Source organism: Sphingomonas sp. 179-A 2A2 NHS, assembly GCF_045371305.1.
Classification (GTDB): Bacteria; Pseudomonadota; Alphaproteobacteria; order Sphingomonadales; family Sphingomonadaceae; genus Sphingomonas.
Window position 1 is genome coordinate 97988 of record NZ_JBIQDE010000007.1, and the last position, 13862, is coordinate 111849.

The 13862-nt window shown below is 65.7% G+C and carries 8 protein-coding genes; 4 read left to right on the forward strand and 4 right to left on the reverse strand.

Annotated elements, in window-relative coordinates; all coding sequences use genetic code 11:
- Positions 1-61 precede the first annotated feature (61 nt).
- Positions 62-2170: a ParB/RepB/Spo0J family partition protein gene (locus ACH0AE_RS15960; RefSeq protein ID WP_406875939.1), complete on the reverse strand. Its 2109-nt coding sequence runs from the start codon at positions 2168-2170 to the stop codon at positions 62-64.
- Positions 2171-2271: 101 nt separating this feature from the next.
- Complete coding sequence (locus ACH0AE_RS15965) at positions 2272-6495, reverse strand: strawberry notch-like NTP hydrolase domain-containing protein (protein ID WP_406875941.1); 4224 nt, start codon at positions 6493-6495, stop codon at positions 2272-2274.
- 138 nt (positions 6496-6633) lie between these two features.
- On the opposite strand from ACH0AE_RS15965, the gene ACH0AE_RS15970 reads away from it, so the two are divergent.
- Positions 6634-7593, forward strand: a complete 960-nt coding sequence (locus tag ACH0AE_RS15970) for an IS481 family transposase (RefSeq protein WP_035386709.1) — start codon at positions 6634-6636, stop codon at positions 7591-7593.
- On the opposite strand, the gene ACH0AE_RS15975 is transcribed toward ACH0AE_RS15970, so the two are convergent.
- Positions 7590-8444, reverse strand: a complete 855-nt coding sequence (locus ACH0AE_RS15975; RefSeq protein WP_406875942.1) for a toprim domain-containing protein — start codon at positions 8442-8444, stop codon at positions 7590-7592. The two genes, ACH0AE_RS15970 and ACH0AE_RS15975, sit on opposite strands and share 4 nt — an antisense overlap.
- A gap of 536 nt (positions 8445-8980) precedes the next feature.
- Here ACH0AE_RS15975 and ACH0AE_RS15980 point away from each other — a divergent pair.
- The 3 genes from ACH0AE_RS15980 to ACH0AE_RS15990 all read left to right on the forward strand — a co-directional run bounded on the left by ACH0AE_RS15980 (position 8981) and on the right by ACH0AE_RS15990 (position 12647).
- Complete coding sequence (locus tag ACH0AE_RS15980) at positions 8981-10210, forward strand: replication initiation protein (protein WP_406875975.1); 1230 nt, start codon at positions 8981-8983, stop codon at positions 10208-10210.
- 165 nt (positions 10211-10375) lie between these two features.
- The gene (locus ACH0AE_RS15985; RefSeq protein ID WP_406875943.1) at positions 10376-11575 is read left to right on the forward strand and encodes an AAA family ATPase; all 1200 of its coding nucleotides are present in this window, start codon (positions 10376-10378) and stop codon (positions 11573-11575) included.
- Positions 11576-11624: 49 nt separating this feature from the next.
- Positions 11625-12647 (forward strand): ParB/RepB/Spo0J family partition protein, encoded by a 1023-nt coding sequence (locus tag ACH0AE_RS15990; RefSeq protein ID WP_406875944.1) that lies wholly within the window; start codon positions 11625-11627, stop codon positions 12645-12647.
- An 18-nt stretch (positions 12648-12665) separates the two neighbouring features.
- Here the strand turns inward: ACH0AE_RS15990 and ACH0AE_RS15995 are convergent, their stop codons facing one another.
- The gene (locus tag ACH0AE_RS15995; RefSeq protein ID WP_406875945.1) at positions 12666-13712 is read right to left on the reverse strand and encodes a hypothetical protein; all 1047 of its coding nucleotides are present in this window, start codon (positions 13710-13712) and stop codon (positions 12666-12668) included.
- Between the last annotated feature and the right edge of the window lie 150 nt (positions 13713-13862).

Genomic DNA, 13862 nt, shown 5'->3' on the forward strand with positions numbered 1-13862 from the left:
GCTGAGGAGGCGATGGTCGACGCTGAAGCCGGTCCATCGCCGGCGCCAGCGGCCGGCTGAGTCAGGCGTCAGCGTCTTCGAGCTCTCCGGCGGCTGAACCTTCGGGCACGCCCGGCTCGCCGCCGTCAGCGAAGTCATCGCCGATGTCGAACGCATCTTCGGTCGCGGGACTGGATGCCGAACCGGTGTGGATATCGAGGAAGCGCATCGCGTTGGGCACCCAGGCTAGCGCGGCCGCCTTGACCTCGGGTTCGACGATCGACTCGCCCGCGAACAGCTTCTGGCAGCTTTCCGAGATCTCCGTCTTCTTGAGCGAGGCATGGCGGGCGGAGAGCGCCGGACCGCCGACGTCATAAAGGAGGCTCATGATGCTGCCCTTGTTCACTCGATCGAAGAAGTTCGCCGACGTCGGGCGCCACCAGCTCGCCACATCGATGTCGAGGATCGAGGCCATTCGATTGTGCAGCGGGATCTGCTCGTTCGAGAGGCCCGGCTTGGCTTCGAGCGACATCGCGACGATGTGGGCAAGCCAGTTCGCCTTGCTGTCATCGTCGAGCGCTCGGAACGCCTCGAACCGGTCGACCTCGCTGTCGAACTCGGTCCAGCCCGCGTCGAGACCGTCATGGGCTTCAGCCAGATATTCGCGCGCGCGAGACGCCGGCATGTCGCCGGTCGCAGGATCCTGCGGACCCATGGCACGGATCGTCGTGCCGTACTCGGTCGAGCTACTGGCGAGACCGCCCGACGGATTGGTCCGGGCGTCGACCATCACGAACAGAGCATAGTCGAGCGCCAGCGCCGGCTGTGCCAGGAGGCAGGAGGCGAGAATGTCGCGGCGCTGGACCGCGAGCTCGTCATAGAGGCGCGCGCTGAGCGGCTTGCCGCCGGGCGCGACCGCCTCGCGCCGGTAGGTCGGTTCGGCCGGAGCGTCGCCGCCGACGCGGAAGTTGCGGGACGGCTGCTCCGGTTCATCCCCTTCCCCGACATCGCCGCCGCTGTCGTCCGGCCGCTCGATCAGGATTTCCTGCTCGCTGTAATACTGCGTGTCGAGACGCATCTCGCCCTGGGGCGTCAGCAGCAGGAAGGCGCCGACATGAGGCCGCAGCTCGTCGGGAAGCACCGGCGCGCGGTTCTCGATCGCTTCCGCCTCGGCGATGAGTCGGTCATCTTCCTGGTCGAGCAGCTCGAACGCCTCTTCGGTGAGCTGCTCGTCCTGCATCGCCACCTCGAGGACGCCGCGACGCTCCTCGATCTCGACGAGGCGCGCTTTTTGTTCGTCGCTGAGAGGAGGTGGTTGGAGAATGGCGCGGTAAAGGCCGTGGGCGGCGTTGTGCGCGTAGTTGCTGGCGATCGGCCGGATCCAGGCAAGTCCGGTTTCCTCACCGATGCGCTTCGCCTCCGCTTCCATGATCTCGCCGGCAAGCCGATGCGCGATCTCAGGGTTGACCCAGCGATCGTTCCCATCGGTGAAAAGGTCGCCGTCGATCTTGCCGCCGGCGTGGCGGTAGCGCGCCTCCCCTACCAGCATGGCGATCGGATCGCTCGCCTTGAGCGTTTCGTTAGCGATCACGCGCCGGATCGTGTCGGCCGTGACGTGGCTATGCTGATAGCTGCTCCAGACGAGGAGCTGCTTGTCCTGGCTTTCGGTGGAGGCGTAGGCCTTTGCGATATCGAGCGTGATCTCGCCCTTGCTCAGCGCTTCGAAGATCGGCTCCGCGAGCGAGGCAAGGCGCAGGCGGCCTTCGACGAAGCGCCGGGTTACGCCGAAGCGCTTGGCGACCGCGTCGATGTCTCCGGTCGTGCCGATGAAATGCTGGAACGCGCGGCATTCTTCCGCCGGCGTCATCTTGAGCTGGTGGAAGTTCGTTGCGGTGGAGGTCTCGGAAAGCTCGGCATCGTCGCCGGTCAGCACCATGACGGGCACGTCGAAGTCGGCATCGCTGATCGACCCGCGATCGGCGAGGAGCCGGAGCGCGCGCCAGCGGCGTCCTCCGTCGAATACCTCATAGGTGCCCCTGGGCTTCTTTGCCGGTGTGACGAGCAGGTTCTGGAGAACGCCTTTGGCTTCGATGCTCGCGGCCATGGGCTCGATCTGGAGCTGCTCGTCAGGCGCGGTGCGCACGTTGATCGGCGACAGGCGCAGCTTGTTCAGTTTGACGGTCTGGATCATCGGGGGAACTCCTGGTGGCGTCCGGCATCTCCCGGACACCACCCCCGCTCCCCCTCCCCTTTCCCGAGACGTCCCGGCGGCCCCGGGCAGAGTCCGGTCCGTCAGCCGCTGCCGGCCAGGATGCGCTCGAGCACCTCCGCGGCGGCGGGCACCGGCAGGAACACCCGCGTGCGGTACTGGATCACCTCCGTGAAGCAGCCGATCGACTTCAGCCACGCGATCTGCTGAGCCGGCGCGCCAACCAGCTCGATGCGCGGCGATCCGTTCACGAGCGCGCGCTTGATCGTCATCGGGAAGGGGCGGCTGAGGTCGACGCTACGGCCGGAGAAGGCCGATTTCGCGATGTCGCTCGCGGGCAGGTCCTCGGCGCGATCCAGGCCGAGCTTGGTGAAGAGCTGAACAACATGCTCGTCGAAGACGAGACGGCCCAGCCAGCTGTTCCCAGCCTTGTCGGCGATGCGGTTGACCACAAGATGGTCGCTGGGCAGCGCCGACCAGATCGGCAGGAGGAGTCCGGTCGCAAGACGGATCGTCTCGGTGTCGACCTTGTTGGCGGCGCGCTCGGCTTCCTCCCGCCATTTCGCGCAGAAGGCTTCGCGATCAATCATCGTCCAGGCACTTTCGAAGAGCTCCTGCTCGCGCAGATATTCGCGGCGCGTCGGCCGCGTCAGCTCGAGGCGCGGGATTGGGGTGCCCTCCTTCTCCTCCATGAGCGAGCGGGCCCGCGTCTGGAGGGCCACCATGCCGGACTTGCCGTTGACCAGAAATGCCGCGGTCGCATCGGCATCGGCGATGTGAAGGATGCGTTCGAGCGGGACCGGCGTGCGTCGATGCGCGATCTCGATGGTGAGAAGATGCGAGGTTGCGCCGCTGACCGGGTCGGTTCTGAGCAGCGTGTCGTCCGTCAGCGTTGCCGTGTCGACGAGGATGGTCTCGACGCCGACGTCGAGCCTGCCGGCGTCGCGCGCGGCCGAGACCCGGGTTTCCACCAGCGCAAGGAACTCGTCGAAGATCCTGTTCTGGAGCGCGATCGGAAGCGCCAGGATGCGATTGAGCCAGCGCTGGATGGGCGGGAGCTCGTCCTTCATGACGCCGTCCTTGTCGCAGAGCTCGAGCCCGGTGCGCCGCTCGAACTCGGCTTGGCTGACGCTGGTCAGCTTGCCGCCTACGAGCAGGTGGAACCAGCTCACCAGCGCCGCACAGGCATACTCGCTCTCGAGATTGTCGGCAGGATCGAAGAGGTTTTGACCGCCTGTCTGGCGCTGGCCGCGGGTGAGCGCGCCGAGGCTGTCCAGCCGGCGAGCGATCGTGCTCGTGAAGCGCAGCTCGCCCTTGCAGTCGGTCGTGACCGGCCGGAAAAGCGGCGTGCTCGCCTGGTGGGTGCGATGAGTGCGACCCAGGCCCTGGATGGCTCGATCGGCGCGCCAGCCCGGCTCGAGGAGCAGGTGAACGCGCTGCTCCTGGTTCACGGCATCGCGGGACGCGTGGTACGACCGGCCGGTGCCGCCGGCGTCCGAGAAGATGAGGACGCGCTTGCGGCGTTGCATGAAGGCAGCCGCCTCGGCCTGGCTGGTCCTGCTGGAGCGGGTCTCCAGCTTCTGCCGACCGTCTCCGGTCGAGATCAGCCGCTTGGTCCGCCCGGTCACTTCTGCCACATTGTCGTGGCCGAAGTGCTCGAGCAGCCCGTCGAGCGCCGACATGATGGGCGGCAGCGCGCAGAGATGCTCGATGAGCTGGGTGCGCGCGGCCTCGGCTTCGGGGTTGTAGACCGGATTGCCCGCCTCGTCCTCCATCGGCAGGGAGCGTTGCGTTCCCGTGTCGTCGGTGAACACCCGCATCTGCCGGGTCGGGAAGGCGCGTTCGAGATAGTCGATCACATATTCGCGGGGCGAGAGGTCGATCTCGAGGTCGGCCCGCTCGTCGGGGCTCAACGCGCCGAGCCGGCGATCGAGGATGGACTCGGCCGTGGTGACGAGTTGAAGCACGACCGACTGTCCATTTGCCAAATGGTCCTGAACGGCCGCGATCACGGTCGGCAGCTTCATCGAGAGGAGGACCTGGCCGAAGAAGCGCTGCTTGGTCGATTCGAAGCGTGACCGCGCGGAGGCCTTGGCGCCGCTGTTAAGCGTCGTGCTTTCCAGGCCATCGACGACGCTGGTCAGCTCGAGCGCCCGCTCCATGTTCTGGTGGATGATGGCCCAGGCATCGGCATAGGTGTCGTAGATTGCGATCTGCGCGGGTGTCAGCTCGTGGCGCAGGATCTCGTATTCGACGCCGGCGAAGCTGAGCGCGCGTGCCACGTAGAGGCCGGTCGCCTTGAGATCGCGCGCGACCAGCTCCATCGCGGCGATACCGCCTTTGCGGATGCCGCTGATGAACTGCTCGCGGTCCGCGAAGGCGGTCTCCGGGCCCCAGAGACCGAGCCGCACCGCGTAAGCGAGATTGTTCACGTCGGATGCGCCGGTAGCCGACGCATAAAGCACGCGCGCACCTGGCAGCTGGTTCTGGAGGAGGACGCCGCAGATTCCCTGCTGCGATCCTTCCTTTGCGCCCAGCGCCCCCTCCCCGCCCGCCACGCCGCCCATCTCGTGCGCTTCGTCGAATGCAATGACCCCGTCGAAATCGCCGCCCGCCCAGTCGACGATATGTTTCAGCCGGCTGTGATCGCCGCGCAGCGAGCGCAAGGTGGGATAAGTAACGAGAAGGACGCCCTGGTCGAGCCTGATCGGCTCGTCGATCTTCCAGTTGGAGATGGGCTGGATGTCGCCGCTGAGACCGCCAAGAGCAGTCCAGTCGCGGCGCGCGTCTTCGAGCAGCGGCGCGCTCTTGGTGACCCAGATATTCCGCCGGCGTCCCTGGAGCCAGCTATCGAGGATGCAGGCCGCGATCTGACGGCCCTTGCCCGCGCCAGTGCCGTCGCCGAGGAAGAATCCTTTGCGGTAGGCGTCGCCGTCCTCCGCCAGGACCAGCCCGACGCCTTCCTTGTCGGGCTTGAAACGTCCCGGGATGGTCTGCGCCCATGCGTGCCCGGCATAGACGACGGTCTCGAGCTGCGAAGCGGAAAGCAGGCGTTCGGCGACAGTTCGCTCAGGCAGTGCAGGCAGATAGTCGGGGATAGGCGCGGGTATCGACGCCATCGCCACAGATTCCACGAGCGGGGTCGGGTGATCGCCGGCCTTGGCGAAGAGGATGCGGCTCGGACGGTAGGGAAGGTAGACGCCCGTCTGCTCGAGGAGGGGCGCCGGCGTGGCCAGCTTCTCATATTCGACAGGAAGTACATCGTTGCGGACGGGCGCGTGATAGGCGCGGGGTGCCGGGCGGCTGCTCTTGACGGCCCGAAAGAACGAAATGCCACCCGAGCGGTTGGGCCGTGTCACGGTCGGCTCCGCCCGCGCCGCCGATCGTTCGGAGACGCTGAGCGCGCCGATGAGATCCGCGATGGAGGAGCGCTGAATGGTAGCGGGCGGTGCCTTGCCCGGCGTCTTGTCGATGACGAGCATGCGGACCGCGATCGAGGTCCCATGCTTGAGATAGCAGTTCTCGAGCCTGATGGCGGTCCGGACCGTGACGTCGCGCAGAATGGTTTCATACTGATCGCGCATCCTGGCGCTGGGGCCGAACCAGTCCGGCATGATCGCGACCAGTCGTCCGCCTGCCTGCAGCCGTCGAATGGCTGCCTGGAGATGGCGGACGGCAGCATAGTCGTCTGCGCCGCGGCCGAGAGAGCGCGAGAACGGCGGGTTCATCAGGATGAGCGTCGGGCGGTCGCTTGCCGAAAACACGGTGTTGATGGTCGCGCCGTCGTGGCCGGTCACCGCAGCGCTGGGGAAGACGTCTGGCAGCCGAGCACGACGCGAGCGGTCGAGTTCGTTGAGGTGGAGCGCCCGGTGGGCCGGGATCTGTGCCACCAGAAGCCCGTTGCCGGCGCTGGGCTCCAGGATCACATCGTCGGGCTGGATGTTGGCGAGAAGCACGGCAACGGCGGCAATGTCGACGGGGGTCGAGAACTGCTGCCATTCGATCTGCTCTTCGCTGCGCACGGTCTGGGTCGGCAGCCGAGATGAAAGCTCGATCAGCGCCGTGACGTCAGCGAATGAGGAGAGGCTTGGCCCGGCAGCCCGCAGGTGGAGCGCGACCGCATGTTCAAGAACCTCGAAGCTGGCCCGCTGAGTCCAGCGACCTTCAGCGTCGGAGCCGCCGAAGGCTTCGACCATGGCCTCATTGAGCAGCCGACGGGTGATCGTGTCCCCTGCGTGCAAATGTGGAAGGAGGAGGCGTGCGGCGCGGCGATCGGCGCCTTCGGCCGCATGGATTGGGGTCGTCATGTGGTGGTCTCCTGCGTGGCTGCACCCTCGGCAGCTTCACGCACTCGATCCCCCTCCCCTCTTTCGGCGCGGCGAGCCTAGGTGTTTGATCCCACGGTTTGATGGTGCGATCCTTTCGTTGGAATGGAAGGAAGCCGTATGGGACAGGTACGTCACGGGAGCGCCACGACCACGCACGCTGTCCGAGCAGCAATACAGCGATCGCAAGCTTCGCTCGCGACGCTGAGCCGTGAGCTGGGGATCAACCCCAAGACGGTGGCGAAGTGGCGTAAGAGGGCGACGGTCGAGGATCTGAAGACCGGGCCGAAGGCCCCTCATTCAACGACCCTGACCGAGGCGGAGGAGGCAATGGTGGTGGCGTTCCGTCGCCACACGCTGCTGCCGCTCGACGACTGCCTCTACGCATTGCAGCCGTCGCTACCGCACCTGACCCGCTCAGCGCTGCACCGTTGCCTTCAGCGGCACGGCATCTCACGGCTACCGGATGTCGAGGGCGACAAGCCCAAGCGTCAGCGCTTCAAGCGTTATCCGATTGGTTTCTTCCACATCGATATCGCCGAGGTGCAAACTGCCGAAGGAAAGCTCTATCTGTTCGTCGGCATAGACCGCACCAGCAAGTTCGCAGTCACCCAGCTGGTCGACAAGGCCGATAGGCGCACAGCATGGGAGTTCCTCGAACACCTGCTGAAGGCCGTGCCGTACCGGATACACACGATCCTGACCGATAATGGCATTCAGTTCGCCGAGCAGCCGCGCAACCGGAACACCGCCTGGTCGCGCCAGATGCGCTTCGACATGATCTGCGAGGCGAACGACATCGAACACCGGCTCACCAAGCCGAACCACCCGTGGACGAACGGTCAGGTCGAACGGATGAACCGCACCATCAAGGAGGCAACCGTCAAACGCTTCCACTACGAGACCCACGACCAGCTCCGGACGCACCTCGCCGACTTCATGGCCGCCTACAACTTTGCCCGCCGGCTCAAGACGCTCAGCGGCCTCACACCCTACGAATACATCGCCAAGATCTGGACGTCAGAGCCAGACCGGTTCATCGTCGATCCGATCCACCAGATGCCGGGACTGAACACCTAGCCGCGCTTATCCCGTTCACGGGCATCGAGAACCTTCGCCCAGTCCTTGAAGCCATGCGGTGGAGGTGCCCGACGGATGGCGAGATCCTGCCGGGCATAACGTTCCTCGGCCTTGTCTGCGGCGCGTCGGCCCTCCGGGTCGTTATCTTGCGCAATCATAAGCGTCGTGACGCTGCCCGGGATGACAAGCTGGTCGAGGCGGCGCGCGCCGAGCGAAGCCCAGCACGGGACGCCGTGGAGCCGGGTGAAAGCGGCCGCGGTCTCGAAGCCTTCGGCGATCGCGAGGGTCGCACCCCCTCCCCCGCCCCGCCACGCGCCGCTTTGCGGCGTTCCGATCATGAGCTTGCTGGTGTAATCCGCCGTGGCAGGGTTAAGGAAGATCCGCTGCACCGCGACAAGCTGACGGGGATTGCGGACTGCGACCAGCAGCGCCGGTTCGAAGATCGTCCTGGGCCTCGGAAGATAGGGGCAGCGCGGGTGGAAGCGAATGTCCGAGGGGGGTGGAAGCAGATGGCGTCGGCCAAGATAACGTTCGGCGAGCGTGCCGCGCACGTCGACGGCCTGGTCCCAGAGTCGCGACACGTTCCCAGTCCGCGGTGGGCCAGCTTCGGTGGGGCTCGGATAATGGCGATCGGCGCGCACGCGGCGCAGCTCGCGCAACACGTCGTCGCGAGCGCACCCGGCGAAGCAGGTGACGAGAATGTCGCTATCGCCCTGGCGGATCGAGAGACTCGGAGTGGCGTCGCTGTGCGCCGGACAGCGGCACATCGCGACATAGCGATGCCAGGTGCCGCCGAGGGTGCCGACGAGGTCGACCAGCTGCTGTGTTGGACGTCGTGCGGTGAGAGGCATTAATTTTCTCCGGGCTCAGACGCTCGGTCCCCCTCCCCTCTTCGTTCTCAAAAAAATATCAATACCACCGCTGCGCCAGCAGCGGGAGCGATTCTCCGATTCTAGAGATTCTGATTCAGGCCGAGATTACTGCCTGCTTTCAACAGGTTGGTAGGCCATTCCTGACCGCTTGGGGGAGATAGCCTGACCTGCTGGGGGCTGTTTCCTGCCGAATCGGGGGCTGAATCCTGACCTGCTGGGGCCTGCCTGTCCTCGTGGGGGCGCTTCAATTTCCGTCGTTTGTCCACTGCTTGCCGGAGCTAATCGGTTGCGGTGTGCCGATCTGATGCGACTCGCGGACTCGGGCCGATTCCTCGGCGTGATTGGGGCCCTTGTATCCTGACCACTTGGGGGCTGTCGACGGCCGCCATTCCTGTCCTGACTTGACGTTGCGGGTCAGGTCAGGCAGCCAACAGGCCCGGAGCCAATGTATGGATGATTCGCCGGTACAGGATGTCGAGCTAAGCGACGACGAGCAAGAACGCGCCGGCCGTGCTATGCGCGTTGCGCATGCGCTCGCGTCCAAGCAGACCGAAGAGTTCGCCAAGCCGGGGAAGCTCGTTGAGGTAAGGTTCGTCAAGGGCCAGTCGCTCAGCTTGACCGCATCCCGTTTATTGGCGCTGATGATCCTGGCTGCGGGCGGCGATGCTTGGCGCGACATGTCGCACCGGATGCGCAAGGCAGATATCCGCCGGGGTCACAAGGGCAACGAGCGCATCTCGGATATGCTCGAGGAGCTTCATCGCACCCTATTTGCCGAAGACGATCGAAGCTGGCGTGGCCGGAAGGCGACGCGTCGGTTCCCGCTGATCCAGATGTCGAAAGAGGAGGTTGAGGACGAGGACGGCGGGGAGAGCGGTTGGATCGAATGGGAGTTCACTGCAGACGCACGCAAGCTAATTCAGGAGTCGGAAACATACGCGGTCCTGAATAGACAGGCCGTGCTCGGGTTCCGATCGAGCTACGCCCTTAAGCTTTACGAGATCGGCGCGCTGCGGATCCACCGGCGACAGCCGACCTGGCGCTGCGATATCACTGCGCTTCGCGCTGCGCTTGGCATAGCTCCGGACGTATATAAGGATTTCGCGCAATTGCGCCGCAAGGTGCTTCAGACGGCGAAGAGTGAGATCGACCAGCTCGCGCACTTCCGGGTTGAGTGGAAGGAGACGCGGCAGGGGAGAGCCGTGGCCGAAGTCGAGTTCCGTTTCGAGGCAAAGGACGCACCCGCGCAGATCGGGACGGTGGACGAGCTGGAGCGGCACTCGGCGGGCCGGCGCGCGCGCCGCGAGGGTGCGGTCGAGACAATCGCGGTCGCTGAGCCGCCGCGCCAGTTCAGTCCCCAGGTCCGGCTGCCTGTCGTCGTGGGGATAGCGACGGACGAAACTGGTGGTGCGGCCGGCCAAGCGAATGACGCTGCCTCGAGCGCGCGCGCGGCTGCCGTCTCGGACCTAGTGCGTCAGGCCGCGGGGCGGATGAGGTCGGCCGACGCGGAGCGGCCGCGCGCCAAGTTTGCAAGCTTCCCGTCCGGCTCGCTGCGTTGGTCGGGAGCGGAGGAGTTTCTGTCGATCGGTCGCTCCCATGGCGGGGGATGGGACGTGGATCTGATTGCCGAGGCTTATCGCGGGCATATGGGCGACCGCCTTGCCAAGCTGAGCGGCGCCAAGCTGCAGAAGTCGTGGCAGGGCTTTTGCGAAAGCTACGTCGCGCGCAAGGGCCGGCCGAGCTGAAATTGCACCGGTGCAATTTCGATCGAGACGGTCGCGCATAGCCCCCAAGCGGTCAGGCAAGCAGTACTCCCCACAGCCCGGCGTACATATTTTCGAAATATAGCCTACCGTTGACGGAAAAGTGCAAATGCGGCATGCCATGCTCTCCTAGCGAAAGGACGGCCTGTGGCGACCGCAATTGCGCGGGTTAGACCGGATCAAACCCGAATCAGCGCGCTCGCCGAGCGATGCTCGAACATCCTTGAGAAGCTGCGGGATGGCGCGCAGAGCAAGCGTGCCGACGAGCGACGCGAACCGATCTTCACGATCGGAAAGGCGGCTGATCTGGTGGGACGTACGCCGGCGGCGATACGCGAGGCTGAGAAGGATGGTCGCCTGCCTGAACCAGGGCGCACCGAGACGAACCGCAGGGTCGGTTATACGCTGGCACAGCTGAACGACATGCGCGGGGTGTTCGGCACACGCCCCTGGCGCGCGGCGGACGATCCCTGCGCCGTGGTTGCCGTCCAGAACTTCAAGGGCGGAGTGGGCAAGTCGACGATTTCGGTGCATTTGGCCCAGTTTTTGGCGATTCGGGGCTACCGGGTGCTCCTGATTGACTGCGACAGCCAGGCGTCGGCGACGACCCTGTTCGGCTACGTCCCTGACCTCGACCTTCAGGAGGAGAACACGCTCTATCCGTTCCTGCGACAGGACGAGCTGGTCAGCCTCGAATATGCCATTCGCGCCACGCATTTCGACGGTCTCGACCTGATTCCGGCCAATCTGCGGCTTTTCCAGTCTGAGTACGAACTTGCGGCCAGAATGGCGCGGGGGCAGGGGGCCCTGCTGGATCGGCTGCAACAGGGTATCGCTTCGGTTGCGGACCGCTACGACGTGGTTGTGATCGATCCGCCCCCGGCACTTGGCGCGATCTCGCTTTCGGTGCTGCGGGCCGCCAACGCCCTGGTCGTGCCGGTGCCCCCCACCGTCATGGATTTCTCTTCGACCGCCGCTTATCTCGCGATGCTCGATGAGACGATGCAGGTTCTCCTTGAGCACGGCATGAACACCGATCTCGCCTTTCTCCGCTTCGTGGCGTCGAAGGTGGACGAGAACAAATCCATGCAACGCGAGCTGATGGGACTGATGGGGCAGCTCTACGGCAATGCGCTGGTTCGCACGCCGCTCAAGGATTCGGCGGAGATCGACAACGCCAGCGCGCGGTTGATGACGGTTTATGAACTGGAGGGCCCGACGACGAGCAGGTCTGTGCGCGACCGGTGTCTGACGTATCTCGACGGCGTGAATTCCGAGATCGAGACGGATATCCGATCGATGTGGCCGAGCCACGAAGGCCGCCTGCGGCGGGAGGGACTGGCATGAGCGCGGATGGAAATTGCACCGGTGCAATTTCGGGTGAAGGAGAGGCGCCATGAGCGCGAAAAACCGTAGTTTTGCGGCGGATCTGGCCGGTGCGATCGAGGCCCCGGATGATCCGCCGGCGCGGCCGTCACGGCTCGGCATGGGTGTGCTCGCCGGACGCAGCACGCGACTTGCAGAACTGGCCACCGGCGCACTCGTCAACCGCGCCACCGAGCTGGTCGACCCGGCCCGGTGCCGAATGTGGCACGGCCACAACCGCGACTATGCCGCACTCTCAGAGGAGCGGTGCCGCGACCTGATCGACAGTCTCAAGGCGCAGGGCAAGCAGGAGATGCCGGCGCTGGTCCGCCGTGTCCGGGACGATCCTGATCACGACTTCGAGGTGATCTCGGGCGCGCGGCGGCACTGGTCGGTGAGTTGGCTGCGCAGCCACAACTATCCCGAGTTCCGCTTTCTCGTGGAAATCCGCGAACTCACCGACGAGGAGGCTTTCCGGCTATCCGATATCGAGAACCGGGCACGGGAAGATATCTCGGACTTCGAGCGGGCTCGCGACTATCTCCGCGCGCTGGACGCCTATTACGGCGGGAAGCAGCAGGAGATGGCCGAGCGCATCAACGTCACGGCGAGCTGGCTCAGCCGCTATCTCGACATGGCGCGCCTGCCGGCCGAGATCATCGCCGCGTTCCAGTCGCCTCATGACCTCGGCATCAAGCACGTGACGCAGATCAAGCCGCTGCTGAAGCCCGAGGATCGCCGCTCGCGCGTGCTCGCCGAAGGGCGCCGGATCGCAAACGCGCGCGCGAGCGGAGAATCGGTGCCGCAAGCTCCCGCGGATGTGGTGCGGATGCTCGCCGCGGCAGCCGAAGCCCCCAAGAAGACAGGCTCCCCCAAGAGGACAGGAAAGGTGTCGAGCACTGTCAAGACGAGTGGCGGGACAGAGATCCTCCGCGTCGACGGCCACGGCCGAGCCGGAGTGACCCTGACCTTGCTTCCCAAGGCGGGCGCGAGCCGCGCCGATGCGGAGCACGCGCTTGGCGAGATTCTGGATCGCTTCTGGCCGGCGAGTTGACCGGACATGGATGCGGTCTCACCCGCCTTCGGTCGTACTGAGCCCCAGGCGTGCGAGGCGCTCGTCGATCGCACGCATCTCGGCATCGAAGTCGGACAGTACCGCATCGAGCGCCGGCCTCGGCGGGGTAGGGGCGAGCGGACGCCCCCGGCGGGCGGGCACGAAGCCGAAGGACTGGGCGAGGTCCGGCGGGAGGTAGGCGCGCCAGCTCTGGCGCCCGCTCACCTCGACAAGCAGGCCGGAGGCTGCGGCGCGCGCCAGCAGCTTGCCGGCTCCGGAGATGGTCAGCCGAAGCCGGATTGCCACGGCACGGGGGCTCAGCACCGGCTGGACCTGGGCGAGCGTGAGGAGCGGCAAGAGCGAGCCAGGCCGGCGCGCGCCCGACAGGGCCTCGGCCGCGCGCAGGCGGTCTTCTTCGATCGCCTTGAGCCGCTGCAGGCCGGTATCGGCGGCGCGGCGCAGCTGCTTGAGGTAACGCCTAACGATCGCCTCGCGATCGCCGGGCTGCAGCCGCAGTGCCTTGTCGGCGCAGACCAGATTGGGCAGCGTGTTGCGTGTCGCGCCAAGCTCGTTGAGGAGCATCGGCATCGCGAGCCAGGGCGCGCTGGTGCGATTTGCCCGCGCGTGGCGGGCGGTCAGCTCGAGCGCGCGCAGCAGCACCGGCCGGCTGCCCCAGTCGGAAGGGGGATCGAACGTGAAGGGCAGGGCCTCGCGCCAGTGGCGACGGGGGGTCACGCGAAGGGTCGCCTGCCATTCGGTGAGTTGGGACAGGTCGTCGCCAACGGTCGGTTGGCGCGTGCGGGAGGGCAGGGGAAGCCCGCAGGCCTGGCCGAAAATGTCGATTTCGTCGATTTCTGCTCCTTGTCCACGCAGCGCTTCGGCATAGCCGCTCCACGCGGACCGGCGCACCCAGGCAGATCGGCAGTTTGTGGCGGAAATCCGCGCATCCAGGCTGGCGACGGCGGCTGCTGTGGTCTCGAGTTCGTGCGCGAGCGGGCCCGTCCAGCTGGGCACCGAAAGATCGGGAATGGGTGCGGCCATCTGGCGGATAGTAGACGCAAGCATAGTGTTCGGTCTAGCGTGCCGGTACGCGCAGTGTTGATAATGGACCCTTATCAACACCCCATTGTTGAAGCTTCTATATCCCGGTAAGGAATAGGAGCTGGCTGTTCGTGCGCCGGCGGGCCTCCGCATCGGGGCGCAACAGGGAAGACG